Annotated in this window: 15 protein-coding genes; 12 read left to right on the forward strand and 3 right to left on the reverse strand. The window is 47.1% G+C overall.

Going from position 1 to position 20,379, the window contains the following annotated elements:
* Nucleotides 1–9 precede the first annotated feature (9 nt).
* The 10 genes from rpoB (at nt 10) to rpsJ (ending at nt 11,991) form a co-directional block, all read left to right on the forward strand.
* Entirely contained in the window at nt 10–1,824 is a 1,815-nt protein-coding gene (gene rpoB, locus ACSAZL_RS14505) for a DNA-directed RNA polymerase subunit B (protein WP_440945340.1), read from the forward strand.
* Between the two features lie 14 nt (nt 1,825–1,838).
* Nucleotides 1,839–4,481, forward strand: coding sequence for a DNA-directed RNA polymerase subunit A' (locus ACSAZL_RS14510; RefSeq protein WP_440945341.1), 2,643 nt, complete (start codon nt 1,839–1,841; stop codon nt 4,479–4,481).
* A gap of 29 nt (nt 4,482–4,510) precedes the next feature.
* Nucleotides 4,511–5,680, forward strand: a complete 1,170-nt coding sequence (gene rpoA2, locus ACSAZL_RS14515; RefSeq protein ID WP_440948863.1) for a DNA-directed RNA polymerase subunit A'' — start codon at nt 4,511–4,513, stop codon at nt 5,678–5,680.
* Nucleotides 5,681–5,935: 255 nt separating this feature from the next.
* Nucleotides 5,936–6,232 carry a 50S ribosomal protein L30e gene (locus tag ACSAZL_RS14520; protein WP_440945342.1) on the forward strand — a complete coding sequence of 99 codons (297 nt, stop codon included), beginning with the start codon at nt 5,936–5,938 and terminating at the stop codon, nt 6,230–6,232.
* 19 nt (nt 6,233–6,251) lie between these two features.
* Nucleotides 6,252–6,677 (forward strand): NusA-like transcription termination signal-binding factor, encoded by a 426-nt coding sequence (locus ACSAZL_RS14525; protein ID WP_011021281.1) that lies wholly within the window; start codon nt 6,252–6,254, stop codon nt 6,675–6,677.
* Between the two features lie 106 nt (nt 6,678–6,783).
* Nucleotides 6,784–7,212, forward strand: coding sequence for a 30S ribosomal protein S12 (locus tag ACSAZL_RS14530; protein WP_011034194.1), 429 nt, complete (start codon nt 6,784–6,786; stop codon nt 7,210–7,212).
* Nucleotides 7,209–7,778 carry a 30S ribosomal protein S7 gene (locus ACSAZL_RS14535; protein ID WP_440945343.1) on the forward strand — a complete coding sequence of 190 codons (570 nt, stop codon included), beginning with the start codon at nt 7,209–7,211 and terminating at the stop codon, nt 7,776–7,778. The genes ACSAZL_RS14530 and ACSAZL_RS14535 overlap by 4 nt, the downstream gene beginning before the upstream one ends.
* Before the next feature lie 72 nt (nt 7,779–7,850).
* Nucleotides 7,851–10,043, forward strand: coding sequence for an elongation factor EF-2 (locus ACSAZL_RS14540; protein WP_440945344.1), 2,193 nt, complete (start codon nt 7,851–7,853; stop codon nt 10,041–10,043).
* A 332-nt stretch (nt 10,044–10,375) separates the two neighbouring features.
* Complete coding sequence (gene tuf, locus ACSAZL_RS14545) at nt 10,376–11,644, forward strand: translation elongation factor EF-1 subunit alpha (RefSeq protein ID WP_440945345.1); 1,269 nt, start codon at nt 10,376–10,378, stop codon at nt 11,642–11,644.
* Nucleotides 11,645–11,682: 38 nt separating this feature from the next.
* Nucleotides 11,683–11,991, forward strand: a complete 309-nt coding sequence (gene rpsJ, locus ACSAZL_RS14550) for a 30S ribosomal protein S10 (protein WP_011021276.1) — start codon at nt 11,683–11,685, stop codon at nt 11,989–11,991.
* Between the two features lie 294 nt (nt 11,992–12,285).
* On the opposite strand, the gene ACSAZL_RS14555 is transcribed toward rpsJ, so the two are convergent.
* From ACSAZL_RS14555 to ACSAZL_RS14565, 3 genes are all read right to left on the reverse strand, one after another.
* A complete protein-coding gene (locus tag ACSAZL_RS14555) occupies nt 12,286–13,710 on the reverse strand; it encodes a DUF4139 domain-containing protein (protein WP_440945346.1) in 1,425 nt (474 codons plus the stop codon).
* A 199-nt stretch (nt 13,711–13,909) separates the two neighbouring features.
* Nucleotides 13,910–15,091 (reverse strand): MFS transporter, encoded by a 1,182-nt coding sequence (locus ACSAZL_RS14560; RefSeq protein WP_440948864.1) that lies wholly within the window; start codon nt 15,089–15,091, stop codon nt 13,910–13,912.
* Nucleotides 15,092–15,371: 280 nt separating this feature from the next.
* Entirely contained in the window at nt 15,372–16,118 is a 747-nt protein-coding gene (locus tag ACSAZL_RS14565; RefSeq protein WP_440945347.1) for a class I SAM-dependent methyltransferase, read from the reverse strand.
* A gap of 786 nt (nt 16,119–16,904) precedes the next feature.
* Between ACSAZL_RS14565 and ACSAZL_RS14570 the strand changes: the two genes are divergently transcribed.
* Nucleotides 16,905–18,476 carry an ABC transporter substrate-binding protein gene (locus ACSAZL_RS14570; RefSeq protein ID WP_440945348.1) on the forward strand — a complete coding sequence of 524 codons (1,572 nt, stop codon included), beginning with the start codon at nt 16,905–16,907 and terminating at the stop codon, nt 18,474–18,476.
* Nucleotides 18,477–18,809: 333 nt separating this feature from the next.
* Nucleotides 18,810–20,372: an ABC transporter substrate-binding protein gene (locus ACSAZL_RS14575; protein WP_440945349.1), complete on the forward strand. Its 1,563-nt coding sequence runs from the start codon at nt 18,810–18,812 to the stop codon at nt 20,370–20,372.
* Nucleotides 20,373–20,379 lie beyond the last annotated feature (7 nt).

A 20,379-nucleotide genomic window follows, 5' to 3' on the forward strand; every position in this document is an offset into this window, starting at 1 on the left:
TGATGTCAGATGACTAAAGCAAAAGTATTCATAAACGGAGAGCTTGTCGGGACCCATGACAACCCTGCGGAACTCGCAGAAGAGCTCCGAAAAATGAGGCGGCAGGGGTTCATATCCAGGCAAGTCAATATAGCTCTTAACGACAACACCAGGGAAGTAATTATTAACTCCGATATGGGCAGGGCAAGAAGACCTCTCGTGGTTGTGGAAAACGGAGCCCTGAAGGTAACGGAAGAGCATATACAGAAACTGAAAAACAAAGAAATCACCTATGAAGACCTGGTAAAAGAAGGCTGTGTGGAGTATCTGGACGCAGAAGAGGAAGAAAACGCGTACATTGCACTCTATGAGTCGGACATTACTCCCAGGCACACCCATATGGAAATAGACCCCGAACTTATGCTTGGCATCTGTACCGGGATGGTTCCTTATCCGGAACACAACGCATCTCCGCGTAACACCATGGGTGCAGCCATGATCAAGCAGTGCATCGGAGTGTCCACAGCAAACCAGAAGTTAAGACCCGATACCCGTGCCCACGTATTGCACTACCCGCAGAGGGCACTTACAAGGACAAGGACTTCCGAAGCAATCGGTTTTGATGACAGACCCGCAGGCCAGAACTTCGTGGTCGCAATTCTGTCTTATGAAGGGTATAACATTGAAGACGCTCTGATTTTCAATAAGGGTTCGATAGAGAGAGGGCTTGGGAGAAGCCATTTCCTGAGGACCTTTGAAGGGGAAGAAAGGAGGTATCCCGGCGGGCAGGAAGACAAGTTTGAGATTCCCGACTCCGAATACCGTGGAGCCCGCAGCGCCGAAGCGTATGCAAATCTTGACATCGACGGGCTTGTAAACCCTGAGACCCCGGTAGGTCCCAACGATGTGCTTATAGGAAAGACGAGCCCTCCGAGGTTCCTGGAAGAACCTTCCGACTTCGGGATTGCAGTTGAACAGAGGAGAGAAAGCTCTATTACCATGCGTTCCAACGAAACGGGGATTGTGGACACCGTCATTCTCACGGAATCCATTAACGGAACCCGCCTTGCGAAAGTAAAGGTAAGGGATGAGAGGATCCCGGACATCGGAGACAAGTTCGCTTCCAGACACGGGCAAAAAGGCGTTATCGGCTTAAAAGTCCCTATTGCTGACATGCCGTTTACGGAATCCGGCCTGACTCCGGACCTGATGATTAACCCGCACGCAATTCCCTCCCGTATGACTGTAGGACACGTCCTGGAAATGATCGGCGGAAAAGTAGGTTCCATGGAAGGCAGAAGAGTGAATGCAACAGCCTTCTCAGGAGAAAACGAAGACGACCTTAGAGAAGCTCTGAAAAAGCACGGTTTTGCCCACACAGGAAAAGAGGTTTTCTATGACGGGGCAACAGGCAGGATGATCCCTGCAGATGTCTTCGTTGGTGTGATCCTTTACCAGAAACTGCACCACATGGTCACCTCCAAGATGCATGCCAGGTCCCGCGGGCCTGTGCAGGTGCTCACCCGCCAGCCGACTGAAGGTCGAGCAAGGGAAGGCGGTCTCAGGTTCGGTGAAATGGAGCGTGACGTGCTGGTAGGGCACGGAGCTGCCATGTCCTTAAAAGAAAGGTTGCTGGACGAGTCTGACAAAGTGGTGGAACTTGTCTGCTCGCACTGCGGAATGATTGCAACGTACGACAAGCAGCGGAACGTCTCTTTCTGTTCGGCCTGCGGGGCGGACACGGACATCTACCCTGTTGAGATGAGCTACGCGTTCAAGCTGTTACTGGACGAGATTAAGTCCCTCGGGGTTGCTCCCAGGCTTAATCTGGAAGATGCGGTATAAGGTGAGGTGGACATATGGCAAACGTACCTCCAATTCCAAAGAGAATTGCTTCTATCAAATTCGGCTTAATGTCCCCGAAAGAAATCCGTAAGATGAGTGCAACACCTATTATCACGGCTGACACTTACGATGATGACGGATTTCCAATTGACATGGGGCTTATGGACACAAAACTCGGGGTAATTGACCCCGGGCTTCGCTGCAAAACCTGTTCCGGCAGGGCAGGCGAGTGTCCGGGACACTTCGGGCACATCGAACTTGTTGCCCCTGTTGTCCACGTAGGTTTTAACAAAGTAATTCGAAAACTTCTCAGGGCAACCTGCAGAAAATGCAGCAGGCTCCTGCTGGAACCGGCTCAAAAACAGCAGTTTCTGGACCAGCTCCTTGCGGTTGAAGAAATAGGGCACATGCCTGACGACCTCATCAATGAGGTGTACAAAGAAGCCAGCAAGGTAAAGAGCTGTCCTTACTGTAACGAGGAACAGCTCGAAATCAAATTCGAAAAGCCCAGCGAATACCTGGAAAACGGCGAGAAACTGACCCCTACAGAGATCAGAGACCGCTTCGAAAACATCCCGGATGAGGACATCAGGGTTATCGGGATGGACCCGAAGAATGCAAGACCGGAATGGATGATCCTTACCGTCCTGCCCGTGCCGCCGGTTACCGTGCGCCCTTCGATCACTCTTGAATCCGGGCAGCGCAGTGAAGACGACCTGACCCACAAGCTGGTAGATATCATCAGGATCAACCAGAGATTCCAGGAAAACAGGGAAGCAGGCGCTCCCCAGCTTATCATTGAGGACCTCTGGGAGCTTCTTCAGTATCACGTTACTACATTCTTTGACAACTCGGTTTCAGGAATTCCTCCGGCAAGACACAGGTCAGGCAGGCCTCTCAAGACCCTTTCCCAGCGTTTGAAGGGTAAAGAAGGAAGGTTCAGAGGAAGCCTGTCAGGTAAACGTGTTAACTTCTCAGCCCGTACCGTTATCTCTCCTGACCCGAACCTGAGTATAAATGAAGTCGGCGTCCCCATGCCCATTGCCCAGATCCTGACAATGCCGGCAGTGGTAACCCCGAGGAACATCGAACAGCTCAAGGTCTATGTAAGGAACGGCGAAGACATCCACCCCGGGGCAAACTATGTGCTCAGAGCTGACGGCAGGCGCATTAAGGTAACCAATATGAATAAGGACGACCTTGCCGAAAAACTTGAATTCGGCTGGGTTGTGGAACGACAGTTAAAAGACGGCGACACCGTGCTTTTCAACAGACAGCCGTCTCTGCACAAGATGAGCATCATGGCTCATTCCGTAAAGGTTCTGCCTAACAAAACCTTCAGGCTGAACCCTGCAGTCTGTCCTCCTTACAACGCTGACTTTGACGGGGACGAAATGAACATGCATGCCCTTCAGACCGAAGAGTCGAGAGCCGAGGCAAAGATCCTCATGCAGGTTCAGGAAAACATCCTCTCCCCGCGTTTCGGAGGGCCCATTATCGGCGGGATTCACGACCACATATCAGGGCTTTTCCTGCTGACCCGTTTTGAAAACCATATTTCCAGTCACGAGGCTTACGACATCCTGAGGAAAAGCCGCGCACGCAACCTGCCAGAACCGGCAGGTCACGACGAAAACGGGAAACCTTTCTGGACAGGAAAACAGATTTTCAGCCAGATCCTGCCTGAAACCCTTAATATGGAATTCTCAGCCCAGGTCTGCTCCCACTGCGACACCTGCAAGAAAGAAGAATGTCCGAATGACGCCTACGTCATAATCCGCAACGGAGAACTGATTACTGGCACGATAGATGAAGCGGCCATCGGAGCATTCAAAGGAAAAGTTCAGGACAGAATCATCAAGGAAGTAGGGCCTGAAGCCGGAGCCCGCTTTGTTGACGACATGACCAAGCTTGCAATCAGGGCAATAATGCGTACCGGGCTGAGTTTCGGAATAGCTGACGAAGACATTCCGAAAGAAGCCAGGATCCAGATCAATGAAGTCCTCGGTAAAGCTGAAGATGCCGTGCAGAACCTTATCAAATCTTATATAAATAAAGAGCTCGAACCGCTCCCGGGCAGAACCCTCGATGAAACAATCGAGATGAGCATCATGCAGAAGCTCGGAAAAGCCAGAGACGAGACCGGTGGAATTGCAGACAGCCACATGGGGCTTGAAAACCCGGCAGTTATCATGGCCCGCTCAGGAGCCAGAGGTTCCATCCTGAACCTTACCCAGATGGCAGCCTGCGTAGGTCAGCAGGCAGTGCGTGGGGAACGTATTCGCAGAGGCTACTCAGGCAGGACTCTCCCCCACTTCCTGGAAGGGGACCTGGGCTCGGATGCCCACGGGTTCGTCAAGGCGAGTTACAAGAGCGGGTTAAACCCGACGGAATATTTCTTCCACGCAATCGGCGGTCGAGAAGGGCTTGTGGACACTGCGGTCAGGACATCGCAGTCAGGTTACCTGCAGAGGAGGCTTGTCAACGCCCTTCAGGACCTTGAAGTCCAGTACGACCTTACTGTCAGGGACACCAGAGGTGTGCTTGTTCAGTTCAAGTACGGAGAAGACGGGATCAACCCGACTAAGAGTGACTTCAGCAAGCCCGAAACCATCCACAGGATTGTCCGTTCCGTGGTGAACAGGGAGGTGGCATGATGAGTATCAGTGAAGCTACGATAGACAGCATGATAAAGGACCTGCCGTTTCCTTCAAACATCTTAAACACTCTCAGAGAAGATGTTCTCAAAGCCGGGGTAAGCAAGAAGGAAATGGAAGAGATCATAGAAAAGATGATGGAAGAATATGCTACCTCATGCATTGAACCCTGTGATGCTGCGGGCGTCGTTGCAGCCCAGTCCATAGGGGAACCGGGTACCCAGATGACGATGCGTACCTTCCACTATGCCGGTGTGGCCGAGATTAACGTTACTCTCGGTCTTCCCCGCCTTATTGAAATCGTGGATGCAAGGAAGATTCCGAGCACTCCTATGATGACAATTGCCCTTTCTAAAGAGCACCCTGAAGATTACGCTTACGACAGGGAAAAGACAAGAGCTCTGGCATGGGAGATTGAGGCAACCAAAATCGACCACATCGCCGATGTGACCACTGACCTTTCTCAGATGAAGCTTATAATAGACCTGCACGAAAAAGCAATGGAAGGCAGGAATATTACCATAGACCAGGTGAAAGATAAATTCAACGAAGAACTGAACGTACTGGTCAGCATCTCCCCTGATATCGATAATCAGATTGTCATCACCCCCGGAGAGCCATCTTACAGAGAACTGCTCCAGCTTGCAAAAAGCATCCACAATGTAACCCTTAAAGGTATCGAAGGGATCAAGCGAGTGGTGGTCAGGAAGGAGGGTGAAGAGTATACCCTCTATACTGAAGGCTCAGCTCTGCGGGATGTTTTGCAGTTCGATGGTGTGGACAAGACCAGAACCAGTACAAACAACATCAATGAAATCTACGAAGTGCTGGGAGTCGAGGCTGCAAGAAATGCCATTATAAAGGAAGCCACGGATACCCTGCGTGAACAGGGTCTGACTGTGGATATCAGGCACATCATGCTTGTGGCAGACCTCATGACCTGTGACGGAGAAGTAAAACAGATCGGTAGGCATGGAATTTCAGGTGAAAAGGCCAGTGTATTTGCCCGTGCAGCTTTCGAAGTTACTGTCAACCACCTCCTGGACGCAGGCATGCGCGGAGATGTGGACCAGCTGCAGGGTGTTACGGAAAACATCATTGTCGGCCAGCCTATTCGCATGGGCACGGGTGATGTGCACCTGATCAGCAGAAGAGTTGAAAAAGTTGAAGCTGAAGAGCTTGAAGCAGAGGAAGAATGAAGGCATAAAAGGGAAAAACTCCGGTTTTAACCTATAATTATTTAAATATATACCCTTATAGGACAGCAGTTCTCATCAGGTATACATTACCTTTATGAATTTCATCGGATCCTGCTGCAGAAACTTGAGTCCGCGAGGCTCATAACCAGAAAATTGATATAAGGCATCAGGTATTTAGAGTACCATATACTCACCGAGCTTGGAATCTTTATTGAGAAAGAGACAGAGTAGACGAGCTAATTTGAGACAGAGTTGATGAAAATGAAGATCAATGTTGATAAATCTCTTATCAAGGCTGTGAAAACAGGAAAAGTAATAGTTGGAGCCAACCGGACCGTGGATGCAGCAGCAAACGGCTCTGCAAAAATGGTAGTCCTGGCATCGAACTGCCCAGAAGACATTAAAAAGAAAATTCAGGCAACAAACATTCCGGTCCTGGAGTACGAAGGCACAAGTGTAGAACTCGGCCCTGTATGCGGAAAGCCCTTCACGATTGCAGCCATGGCAATCCTCGATGCAGGGGAATCGGATATCCTGGCAGCTACAGCTTGATAAAAGGAGTTGCAACGTCTTGGGCGAAATAAGACTTACTGCAGAAAGCATCCAGTACATTGCATTGTTTGAAAACATGACTCGAGCCAAGATACTTGACTGTATCCCGGAAGAGGAGAGGCTCGTGTATGTCGTAAAGCAGGGCGATATGGGGCTTGCAATAGGCAAAAACGGAGAGAATATAAACCGTGTCAAAAAAGCCCTGGACAAACCCATCGAGCTTGTGGAGTATTCAGAGGATCCTGTTACCTTTATAAAGAATGCCTTCGGACCGGTATCGGTAAGTTCAGTAAACCTTACAACCAAAAATGGCAAGCGATTAGCTTATGTAGAGGTACCCAATAAAGAGAAGGGGCTTGCCATCGGTCGCAACGGCAAGAACATAGAGAAAGTGAAGATGCTTGCCCGTCGTCACCACACTATAGAAGACGTGATCCTGCAGTAATATCCCATTAATTCATGTTGATCCATTAATCCGGCGTTGAAGGACAATTCTGGCATTTAATGCCACAATAGGAAACTGTGATCAATTTTAACTGGAGAAATTTACAATGGCTAAAGGAAAATATGCAGCTAATATTCTCAAACAAACCAGGAAAGATGCCCGCTGGAAAGATACATACTACGGCAGGCGTGTTCTTGGACTGAACGTGAAAGCCGACCCCCTTGGTGGTGCACCGCAGGGTCGGGGTATTGTATTAGAGAAGGTAGGAGTCGAAGCCAAACAGCCGAACTCCGCAATTCGAAAATGCGTAAGAATCCAGCTCATTAAAAACGGGCGTCAGGTAACCGCATTCTGTCCCGGAGACGGTGCAGTAAACTTCATTGATGAACACGATGAAGTTACCGTAGAAAGGATCGGAGGCCGCATGGGCGGTGCTATGGGTGACATTCCCGGCGTACGTTTCAAGGTAATTGCCGTAAACAACGTGTCCCTGAACCAGCTGGTCATCGGCAGATTGGAAAAGCCCAGGAGATGATTTTTTTGTACAAGATTTTTGGCAAATGGGACCCAGCGGAAGTAGAGGTAAAAGACCTCGGAATTAAGCGCTATGTCAGCCTTACCCCCGTAATCGTCCCTCACAGCAGCGGGAAACATGCAAGGCAGCAGTTCAACAAATCCGAAATCTCGATTGTCGAACGCCTGGCAAACAACCTGATGAGGACGGAAGTCAACAGCGGAAAGAAGCAGGTGACCCTCCGCGCAGTTGAAGAAGCTTTCGACATTGTGAACAGGAAGACCAAGCAGAACCCCATCCAGATTCTCGTGGATGCCATCGCCAATGCAGGCCCCAGAGAAGAAGTGGTCAGGCTGAAGTACGGCGGGATCTCCGTACCAAAAGCAGTTGACACTGCACCCCAGAGGCGCGTTGACACTGCCCTGCGCTACATCAGCATGGGAACAAATGCCGCAGCCTTCAAATCCAAGCGCTCTGTCGCAGAATGTCTGGCAACCGAACTTATAGGCGCCGCAAACCGCGATACCAAATCCTTCTCCATCAACAGAAAGGATGCAAAGGAAAGAGTTGCGAAGGCAGCACGCTAATTAATTGTGCGGGCCCGCCCGCTTTTGAAAAATAATATATAACCATTCACATCTCGCTTAAAAGGTATTAGCATGGGACGAAGAAAGAAAATGGTCGAGCGTGTGACAACGCTCATGAATGATCCCGTGAGGATCAGAAATATCGGAATCGTTGCACACATTGACCACGGTAAAACCACATTATCGGACAACCTGTTAGCAGGCGCAGGCATGATTTCCAAGGAACTTGCCGGCAGACAGCTGTTCATGGACTCCGATGAAGAGGAACAGGCAAGAGGTATTACAATCGATGCCTCCAACGTTTCCATGGTTCACACATTTGATAATGAAGACTACCTGATCAACCTTATCGACACCCCCGGACACGTTGACTTCGGAGGGGACGTTACCCGTGCCATGAGAGCCGTAGACGGTGCGGTAGTGGTAGTTGACGCGGTAGAGGGCACGATGCCCCAGACCGAGACCGTGCTGAGGCAGGCCCTGAGAGAACACGTCAGACCCGTACTTTTCATTAACAAGGTGGACAGGCTTATCAATGAATTGCAGGTCGATTCCCAGGAAATGCAGGTCCGCCTCGGAAAGGTCATTGACCACGTGAACAAGCTCATCAAGAACATGAACCCCGAGAAGTTCAAGGCAGGCTGGAAAGTCGATGCTTCAGCCGGTACTGTAGCCTTCGGGTCAGCCCTTTACAACTGGGCAATCAGCGTGCCTATGATGAAGAAGACCGGGGTTTCTTTTAAAGACGTATATGACTACTGTAAAGCCGAGGACATGAAGGCCCTGGCAGAAAAGTGCCCGCTGCACGAAGCTGTTCTTGACATGGTTATTCACTTCCTGCCAAACCCGCTTGAAGCCCAGAAGGGCAGAGTAAAGGTTATCTGGCACGGAGACGAGAGCTCCGAAGTCGGAAAGTCCATGGCCAGCGCAAATGCAGAGGGAGACCTCGCATTCATGGTAACGGACATCTCCGTTGACCCTCACGCAGGAGAAGTCGCAACAGGCAGGCTTTTCAGTGGTTCTCTTACCCGCGGTATGGAAGTCTACACCTCGGGCACTGCAAAGAAGAGCAGGGTTCAGCAGGTAGGCATCTTCATGGGCCCGGAAAGGCTTGAAGTGGACAAGATCCCTGCAGGAAACATTGCCGCAGTTACAGGTTTAAAGGACGCAATCGTAGGGTCCACCGTAACTACTCTTGATGGCATGACTCCTTTCGAAAGCATCAGGCACGTAAGCGAACCTGTGGTCACTGTAGCCGTAGAGGCCAAGCACACCAAAGACCTGCCCAAACTCATTGAGGTTCTCAGACAGGTTGCAAAGGAAGACCCGACCCTCCAGATTACTCTGGACGAGGAGACCGGGGAACACCTGATGGCAGGTATGGGAGAACTTCACCTCGAAGTTATCGCCCACAGGATCGAAAGGGACAAGAACGTGGAAATCACCACAAGCAAGCCAATTGTCGTTTACAGGGAAACCATCAAGAAGAAGATTGATGCTGTTGAAGGAAAGTCTCCGAACAGACACAACAGATTCTATATCTATGTCGAGCCCCTTGATACCGAGATTGTCAGTGCTATCAAAGAAGGGGAGGTCAGCATGAACATGCCTGAGCTTGAAAGGAGGCAGAAACTCATCGACCTCGGTATGGAGAAAGAAGAAGCAAAAGGCATTACCGGCATCTTCAACTCCAATATCTTCATCGATATGACCAAAGGTATCCAGTACCTCAACGAAACAATGGAACTGGTACTTGACGGGTTTGAAGAAGTTATGAGGGCAGGCCCCCTTACCAGAGAACCTGTAGCAAACATGAAATGTGTGCTCGTAGATGCAAAACTCCACGAAGACGCAATCCACAGAGGTCCGGCCCAGATCATCCCCGCATCAAGGCAGGCAATTCAGGCAGGTATGCTCATGGCAGAAGACAGCCTGCTCGAGCCCTATCAGAAGGTCTTTGTCCAGGTGCCCCAGCTAACAATGGGCGGTGCAACAAAAGAACTTCAGGGCCGCCGCGGAATTATCCTTAACATGACCACTGAGGGTGACCTGGCAATTATCGAGTCCAGGGTACCTGTGGCTGAAATGTTCGGGTTTGCCGGAGAGATCAGATCCGCAACCGAAGGACGTGCAATGTGGAGCACGGAGTTCGGAGGCTTTGACGTTGTACCGTCAAGCATCCTGAACGAAATCGTTGGCCAGATCAGAGAAAGGAAGGGCCTGAAGAAGGACCTGCCAAAAGCTTCTGACTTCCTTTCAATGTAAGCGGAATTTTTCCGCTTCTCTTCCCTATTTAAGGCACAAGCTTCAAGGCAAAACTCTCTGCGAATTCGAAGGAGAAAAGTTTAGAAATCTTCAGAGGGTTTAGTCAATGGGAAAGATTTAAAAGAAGGTATGCCTATATTGGGGAAAACAGTCCAGGCCTCTGGAAATTCAAATTACGCTGACCCGATAAAGTTCAAAACGGGAAAATTGTAAGTAATGGTTGAAAGAAGACCGGAGAAGGTCTAATCATTACGAGATCTGCCCTAATATTAATATACTATAATCTGATATAGCATTGAAACTCATCCATAATTTATAAAGGAGAATAATAAATGGCAGCAGACAAACCACACCTTAATTTAGCAGTGATTGGTCACATTGACCACGGTAAGTCAACATTCGTAGGACGCTTAATGTATGATGCAGGAGCTGTAGCTCCACACATCATCGATAAGTTTAGAGAAGAAGCAAAACAGAAGGGCAAGGAATCTTTCGCCTTCGCATGGGTTATGGACTCTCTTAAGGAAGAGCGTGAAAGAGGTATCACAATTGACATCGCTCACAAGAGATTCGACACAGACAAATTCTACTTTACAGTCGTGGACTGCCCAGGCCACCGTGACTTCGTTAAGAACATGATTACAGGCGCTTCCCAGGCTGACGCTGCAGTTCTCGTCGTTGCAGCCCCTGATGGTGTCATGGCCCAGACCAAGGAACATATCTTCCTTTCCAGGACCCTTGGTATCACCCAGCTTATTGTTGCAGTCAACAAGATGGACGCAGTAGACTACAGTGAAGCCAGATACAAGGAAGTCGTTGAGCAGGTATCCGGTATCCTTAAAATGATCGGGTTCAAGCCAAGCGAAATCCCCTTCGTTCCTACCTCTGCATTCTATGGCGACAACATTGTAAAACACAGCGACAAAACTCCCTGGTACAAGGGCCCCACCATGATGGACACTCTCAATAACCTCAAGGAACCAGAAAAACCATCCACTCTCCCTCTCAGAATCCCTGTCGAAGACGCATACACAATCTCCGGTATCGGAACTGTCCCTGTAGGCAGAGTTGAAACCGGTGTAATGAAGAAGGGCGACAAGGTAGTCTTCATGCCCGGCGGAGCCGGCGGTGAAGTTAAGTCCATTGAAATGCACCACGAAGAAATTCCACAGGCATACCCCGGAGACAACATCGGGTGGAACGTCCGTGGTATCGGCAAGAACGACGTCCGCAGAGGAGACGTCTGTGGTCATACTGACAACCCGCCAAAGGTTGCTGACGAATTCGTAGGACAGATTGTGGTTCTCCAGCACCCCTCCGCTATCACTGCAGGGTACACACCTGTTTTCCACGCCCACACCTCCCAGATCGCATGCCAGTTGATCTCTCTTGACAAGAAGCTGGACCCGAAGACTGGCCAGGTTAAGGAAGAAAACCCGACCTTCATTAAGGCCGGCGATGCAGCAATCGTTACCATCAAACCAACAAAGCCGATGGTTATCGAGCCCGTAAAAGAAATTCCACAGCTCGGCAGATTTGCTATCCGTGACATGGGTATGACAATTGCCGCAGGCATGTGCATGAGTGTTAAGCAGAAATAACACTCTCCTTTTTTCATTTTTTAAGGAGAAAAAAGGTTATGCAAAAAGCTAGAATAAGATTGTCAGGCATCAGCCCCAAGGATCTGGACGGAGTCTGCAACCAGGTAAAGTCAATTGCGGAAAGGACAGGAGTAAACATTTCAGGGCCTGTTCCGCTGCCCACAAAGAAGCTGGTCGTTCCTACAAGGAAGAGTCCGAGCGGTGATGGGACTGCAACCTGGGACCACTGGGAAATGCGCGTACACAAGAGGCTCATCGACATCGCAGCCGATGAAAGAGCACTCCGCCAGCTCATGAGAATCCAGGTCCCAAAAGACATAAACATCGAGATCGTGCTCGAAGGATAAATGCAAAAAATGCCAGGTTACAGAAAAACTCTGTACCCGGTCTTGCAATTCCTTTTCACTTCGTTATTTCTGAATATTTACTTATCCACTTTTTGAGAATTTGCCGGCGGCTATCCCTGTGAGGGCTTCTTCAGCCAGCCGGAATATTCTTCAAAATATGCTGTTTTGCTTTTCTTCTGTGCTTTTTTCTTCGGATTTTTCTTTTCCCCAGAGTTTTACTTCAGCTTTCACTTTAGAATTTATTTCGGATTTATTCCATCCTCTTAATTTCGGTTTCTTCTAATCGGATTCCGGTTAAAAACGATTTTCTGCGGTATATGTAATGGTTTTCGTACCGTTTGCAGGGACCGTTACTCTGAATTCAATGGTAAAAGCGTCGGTTTTTTCATATTCATCTGAGTTTTCAAGGATTTTCCATTCCCCATAAAGATGTTCAACGACAGTCACGTCCTGTGGTTCGGACTTGCTGTTGTTAATTTCGATCTCGTAGCTTACCCTTTCCACGTTATCACTTATGCGCCGGTAATCAGTCCTGGTTCGTGTGACTGCAAGGTCAAAAGCCGAACCAACGGTTATTTTCAGTTCCTCGCCCAGGGGTGTATGCCCTATGCCGTCCTCCCCGAGGAACCGGAGTTCTCCTGCAGAGTCGGCTTTATAAACTCTTACGACCCCTGCCGGAAGAGGCATACCAGGTCCGGTTTCCTTTGAGTTTTCGAAGGTGAGGGAAATCCGGACCCGTTCGCCCAGCGCACTGTCATAGATAAGCTCCTTTTTCACAGGCACGGAGTCTATGGAGAAAAGTGAAATCTGCTTTTCCTGATTGTTTTTCAGAGTTGTCGGGCTGTCAAGAGTATAGAGATGATATTCGGAAAGGCTTTCTTCCGTAAAGGCCGGCGCTGCCTGTTCTTCAGCTGCGGTTTCTTTGGCACGACCAGCAGGCAAGGGCCGTACCGGCGAAGATACGAGGTTTACTTCTCCGGAAACGAGTTTAAGGACTGCATTCTCGTAGGTCATCCCTGCCCTGTTGTCGATATTCACCCAGCCCCTGATGTCAGTTTCGGTGTCGTCGGCGTTACTTTTCAGGACATAATTTGCGCTCCAGCCTATGCCATCTGTCAGGTAGGACGTCAGGAGTTTGCGAGTTCCCGAAGCAGGCGAATAAATTTCCCAGACAAGAGTCGGCTTCGTTGAAAGTTCGGAAGCGTTCCGCAGCTCTATCCCGGAGACTTCCTGAAGTACCATAACTTCGCCTGATTCGGTCTCCAGGACGATCCCTTTTCCCTCGTGGTTGAGCAGCCTGCCTGTGTACACTTCACCATTTATGCCCGTTACTGTAATCTCCCTGCCAAGATACCTTTCAAGCAAACCGGAACTGCTCGCAAGGTCATACTCATAGTTCTGTTCAAGCACGGTCACCTCGCCACCCTCAGGGTCTTCGACCAGAACCGAGGAAGGGATAATTCCGGAAGCAATGTCCGTATATTCCACCCGGTTGGCCCCGCTTTCAAGCTCAACCTCGCGTGTTTCTTTTACCATGGCGAACCCCTGTTCATAAATAGTAAGCTCCAGATCCCCTCCGGCTTCAGCTGCTCCGGAAACAGGAAATCTCAGAGGGTTTGCAGCCGGGATTTCCGCAGAAATTCCCGGATCCGATCCGGCCTGGTTCATTTCACTGCCGGACACATTCGCCTGAACAATACCATCCGGATAGTGAGGCATATAAGCTGAAAAAAGAAATACAGATGCAATAAAAACTAAAAAAAACCACAAAAGATGTTTCTTCACTCCCATAGCATAATTAATGGGATTCGGATTTATATATACATGATTTTATAGAAAAAATCGAAAAGATGCCCTGTCAAACTGTGATTCGGGTCTGCTGCCCTTCTCGAATTTCAAATTATGAATTATGATTTATTTAATTTCCCGCAGGATACCGGACAAACAATGCAAGAATCGGACATAATATCGTAGGAATAATCAACAGAAACATTGCATCAGAGAGCGAACCCATTACATCAGCAGCCCACCCGATAACCGCGGCTCCCACTCCTCCAACACCCATACAAAGCCCGAGAATAAGGCCTGATGCGAAAGCGACGTTTCCAGGGAGAAGTTCCTGCGTCATTGTAACCGATGTCACATAGCAGAAACAGGCAAAAAAAGAGTACATCATGATCCCAAAGTACATCAGCCAGCCGTCAGCAAGAAAAATCAGAGCAAAAAGCGGCACTGCAAGCAAAAGACCCAGAACCAGCATCAGTTTACGCCCGAAACGATCTGAAAAATACCCTCCTGCAATCTGACCCCCAACTCCAAAAAACAACATAATAGTTATAATCAGAGATGTAGTCACCGTATCAAACTCCTGAGATTCAAGAGTTAGAAGTGTCGGCAGATAGGTGATCAGTCCTACATATGCCAAGGCGCGAAGAGAACAGATTATCACAACCAGCCCTGCAGGAATCCACCAGAATTTTTTTCTCTCCACCGGATGACTTATAACCTTCTTCTCTGGCTTTTCATAAACTTTTTCATCCAGATATCTGAGATCATTTCGGTAAATCCACGCCGCTCCTATAATACCCGGAATCACCATCCATACTACCGACGGAAGACCGGCAAATTCAATCAAAACTCCTGCAATAAAAGGTCCAATAGAGTAGCTGATGCTGCCACTGGTTGTGAATATTGAATTGTACATCCCCCTTTTTGCCGGCGGGCTTAACCGGTAAACCAGGTCCATCGCTGATGGATGGAACAACGCATGACCGATTGCAGCTCCCATTACCAGCATGAGAAGGAGCAAATAATTGTTTGTGAAAACGGTAAGACAGATACCTAGACTGCCAATTGAAACGCAAAGCGGAACACTTGCACGCCATCCGGTTTTATCGCTGTAGAGACCGACAAACGGCTGGGTTATTGAGGATACCACATTAAACGCGGTGACAATAAGACCCGCAAGAAAATAGGACAGGCCCATCGTGTCAATCAGGATCGGGAGGATAATCGGAAGTATAGGAGTATAGAGATCTATGAGAAAATGTCCGGTTATTGCCCCGGTGATTTTTTTGTTAATAGTTGCAGTAATGAAAATCCCTTCCTGAGAATATTTCGTTCCTTTTGATAGGGGGTGTAAATCAAATTACTTACTGCCACCACACCGCAGTATAGCTAAAGTTCTATGAATTTGAAGTAAATTTTTTGTTTACTTAGCTCGGAAATTGATCTTCAGGCTTTCGCTGCATCATATGGATAAGTTAATCTCCAGAATAAAACAGAGTAATTAATAAGTCTAAAATAGAAGTCTAAAGCTTCACGCCAAAAACTTACCCACACGAACCTTCGAAGAGCCAGGTAAAAAGATTAAGAAAGATTTAATCAGATCTGACTTTTTTCTTTGCAAGAATCATATGCGGAGGCTGGATATACGCTGCTGCATGAACGGACGGATCGTTTCGTTCCAAAAACGCATCGTAATCGTCCAAAAACCTCCATGAAACAACCTCAAATCCATGAGACTGTACAAGGTTGGTTATCCTTTCAGGAGTATTGTTTTTCGCAAGGGGCAGATTCGGCTTAACATCGGCATACAACTCTTCAAACCGAGCGAATCGACTGCCTATCTTCTCTGTTCCATCAGGGTTCTGGAACCACATACCGTCGATTATCATCATAAGACCCCCGTCTTTTAATAACCGGGAGTGTTCATCCAGAAATTTATCCGGTTGAAGCAAAGTCCAGAGAAGATACTTGCTAAAAACAAAATCATACTCTCCGTCTTGAAGAGGAATTTTTTCTGCATCTCCCTGCACTAACCGGATATTTACTCCCTTTTCTCGAGCATTTGCAGCTGCTTTTTCAAGCATATTTTCCGACAAATCAACACCTGTTACATCGTGTCCCATGGTAGCAAGAGAGATAGCAAGAATCCCGGGACCCGTTCCAACTTCCACTGCACGGACTTTTTTATCCGTTAGCAGAATTTCAGAAAAAATGGATTTCCAGACATCCATTTCCTCATCCATACAGTGAGCATATTCTGTGTGATAATCAGAACTTCTGAAGTTCCAGTATTCTACTATTTTATCTTTCATTTTCTGTCCTACTACTTTATCTTTCATTTTCTGTCCTTCAAGTAAAATTGGCATCAGACTACCTCTATCCTGAACATTCTGATACGTTTTTTCATGTTACATTGCCTTTTCCATCTCAGTAATTCAAAATCAATTTTTGATGTTATCTTTCGCAGGGTAAGATTGTAATATTAGATCGTATTACTATTTATGACACTACTAACTATGTATCATCATAATTAACAAAATATTAATATTTATGCATTTTACTTCATAATTTGAACTTAACATGTAGCAATTAATTTATACCCATATCAGGTGTAGCATAAAAAAATAAAAAATGAATAAAACGAGCTATATGGAGAATATCTAGCAGGTAAAGAGACTAAAAATTACCGGGGTTAATAGTCCGGAATTACGACTATAACGAAATAGCGGAATGAAAAAGTATCAGAAAATCAGTCCTTCAACAGACCAATAATTCCTTTTTGAAATGAAAAGCAAATAAAAATCTTTTTATTTTTTGTGCTTTTAGTCCAACTTTGATGCTGAGTCTCTGCATCTCATGAATTACACTCAACGTTTTTCAAATAATTGTATAATTAAACCCGGCAACACAATATCTGTCCAACCTCAACCCAGTTTACCTGGCAGTCCATAAATCTAAAAAATTTTTCATTTCATCACACCATCTATGAGGATATAAAATAAAATCACACACTTTAAATATACAAGTATAAAATAAAATCACACGGTTTAAATATATATTCTACATAACTTAGCTAAAAATCGTATTAATAATATACTAAATTTTTATGCATATTGGTGTTAATTATGAAATTAAACGTACAAAAAACAAAAATCTCCTATCCTGCAGTTGCAGTAATTTTGATTGTGGCGCTGCTCTGTGCGGGATGTGTTGAGACTGGAGGAACTGAAGAAAAAGTTCTCCGCGTAGTTCTGAACGAAGGCCCTGATACCGGCGGCAGTCTTGATCCTGCCAACGGCTGGACAGGGTGGTATGTCCATCAGGCGGGCATCTATGAAACACTGTTCTATTATGATGCGGACATGAATCTCATGCCCAAACTCGCATCCGGCTACAAACAGTTAAACGATACGGAATGGGAAATCCAGCTTCGTGAAAATGTAAGCTTCCACGACGGAACAAAAATGAATGCGGATGCAGTTCTCTTTTCGCTGGACAGAGTGCTTGACCCCTCAAACAGCAGATCATCCGAGTACTCCTTTATCAAAGATGCAAGAAAAACCGGGGATTATACCATTGTTATTGAAACCAATGGCACTTGCACTCCACTGATTTCATCCCTTGTAGATCCTATCATGTCCATTGTAAGTCCGAATGCCGAAAACCGTGACATCGAACCGGTTGGAACCGGACCCTTCAAGTTTGTGTCCTTCGAACCGGGCACGAGCCTTGAACTAGAAAGTAATCCTGATTACTGGGGTGGAGAAGCCAAAGTTGACCGCGTACTCATACAGTATAATAAAGACAGCACAGCCAGAACCATGCTGATAAAATCAGGAGATGTCGACATTGCCAGAGATCCACTCCAGAGCGAGTATTCAGCACTTAAGAATAATCCCGATATAAACGTCACTTCCAAAGAAACACTGCGGACATATTTCCTGTATGTAAATGGGGGTAAAGCTCCATTCAATGACACCGGAGTCCGCCAGGCCCTTTCCTATGCGATCAACCGCCAGGAAATCGTGGATACAGCACTTGAAGGAGTCTCCGGGATCCCGGCAAAGGGAGTATTCACAAATACCATGCCATGGAACGCAAACGACCGGATTAAGTCTTACGAATATAACCCTGAGAAAGCTCTGGAACTCTTCGAAGAAGCAGGAATCACAAAAGGTGAGGACGGTAAACTCTACTACGACGGGAAAACCTTCACCGTTGAAATCCAGACCTACACAAAACGTGCAGCTCTTCAGCCGAGTGCGGAAGTTATCGCCTCAGAGCTGGAAGACATTGGCATCACATCAAAGGTCACAATTCTGGAAAGTGCCGCACTTAAAGAAAACGCTCTTGCGGGAACATATGATTTATCTCTCAGTGCATGGAACACGGCCCCGATCGGAGATCCCGATTACTTCCTCTCGACCCATTTCCTCTCTACCGGTAGCTATGCATCAGGCTGGCTCCGCTATTCAAACCCTCAGGTAGACGAATGGATTCTCGAAGCCAGAAACGAACCTGACAAAGAGAAAAGGGCCGAACTGTACGATAAGATCCAGGAACAGATGCAGGAAGATGCACCAGTACTGCCCGTTTTCTATGCCAATGAAATCTATGCCCTGTCGTCAGATGTTGAAGGTTTTGTGATGTATCCAAACGAGTACACGATCATCACCAGGGACATCGGATTTGCATAAGCTTGTAAGAAGGAAGGAAAAACTGCCGTTTGCAGACACAGGTTTGATGTGATTTGTAGAAAGGTATGTTCCCGAAGGAGAGATCAGCAAGGATAAAGCTTACGCAGCGAAGTTCTGAACGATCTCTTCCTTTACGATAACAATATGCTGTGAGCAATCTCTGAAATTATGAGATAATATCTGGAAACGGATACTTTCGAGGGTTCTTCCTCCTGAGAAAAAAATCAGTGAAGTGGAAAATGGATATTGATTGTTTTACCCGGCTGGGTAGTTACAATCCGCTGTTTTACCCAGCCTGGATAATTACAATTTTTTGACAAAAGAAGTGTTGACATGGCGTTAAGGATGAAGTTATCATTTGGCTGTGCTGCAATTTTATTTATCGCAGCAATCGTCTGTTCGGGTTGTGTCCAGACAGAGGGCTCTGAAGAAAAAGTTCTTCGCGTAGCCCTCACGACTGGCCCTGATACAGGAGGAAGCCTTGATCCCTCAATTTCATGGGAAGGCTGGCCTATGAGAAGAACCGGAATCTATGAGACTTTTTTCTTTTATGACGAAAATATGAGTCTCCAGCCTGAACTTGCAACAGGCTATAAACAGCTAAATGATACGGCATGGGAAATTCAGCTCCGCAAGAATGTTACATTCCATGATGGGATCATAATGGACGCAGATGCCGTAATTTATTCAATCAACAGAGTTCTTGACCCATCAAACAGCAGGTCATCAGAATACTCCTTTATCAAAGACGTCTACAAAACCGATGACTACACAATCGTTGTGGAAACAAATGAAACATACGCACCAACGATTCTCATGTTCACAGACACCATCATGTCAATTGTAAGTCCGAACGCAGAAAACCTTGATACCGAACCGGTCGGAACAGGCCCATACAAATTTGTTTCATTTGAACCGGGCGCCAGTATAGAACTGATAAAGAATCCTGATTACTGGGGTGAAGAGCCAAAAATCGACAGGATAGTTGTCCAGTACAGCAAAGACGCCGCTGCACGAACTCTTCTGCTCAAATCAGGCGATGTTGACATAACAAGAGATATCCTGCAAAGTGAGTACACAACTCTTGAAGATGACCATGATATTAATATCGTATCCAGAGAAACGCTTAGAACCTACTTCATGTACATCAACGAAGGAAAAAAACCATTCAACGATGTAAAGGTTCGCCAGGCACTCAATTATGCAGTTGACCGTCAGGAGATCGTTGACACGGCCCTCGAAGGCGTTGCCGGTTCTCCAGCAATTGGAATATTCCCGGACATCATGCCTTGGAATGCAAACGACAAGATTGAAGCGTACGAATATAACCCTGAAAAAGCTCTTGAACTTTTTTCTGAAGCTGGAATCACACAGGGAAATGATGGCAGACTCTATTACAACGGGGAGCCGTTCACAATTGAGATCCAGACCTATACAAAACAGGCAGCACACCAGCCAATGGCAGAGGTAATTGCCACGCAGTTTGAAAAAATCGGCATCACCACTACAATAAAAATTGCCGAAACAAATTCAATTAGCGCCGACGTGGTAGCCGGAAACTATGACCTTGCACTCTATTCATGGGGTGTTGCACCCGTAGGAGATCCAGACTATTTTGTATCCAGCCACTTCCTTTCAACCGGAACCTACGCATCCACATGGCTCCGCTATTATAATCCTCAGGTTGATGAATGGATTCTCGAAGCAAGGGCTGAGACGGACAGAGAAAAACGTACAGAACTCTACGACATGATTCAGGAACAGGTCCAGAATGATGCGGCACTGGTCTGTATTGCATACAAGAAAGAAATCGATGGGTTCTCCTCCGATCTCAAAGGTTTTGAAATTTATCCAAACGAATACACGTTCATTACAAACAAAATGGAAATTGCCTGAAGGACTA

The organism is Methanosarcina mangrovi, assembly GCF_052057765.1.
Lineage (GTDB): Archaea > Halobacteriota > Methanosarcinia > Methanosarcinales > Methanosarcinaceae > Methanosarcina.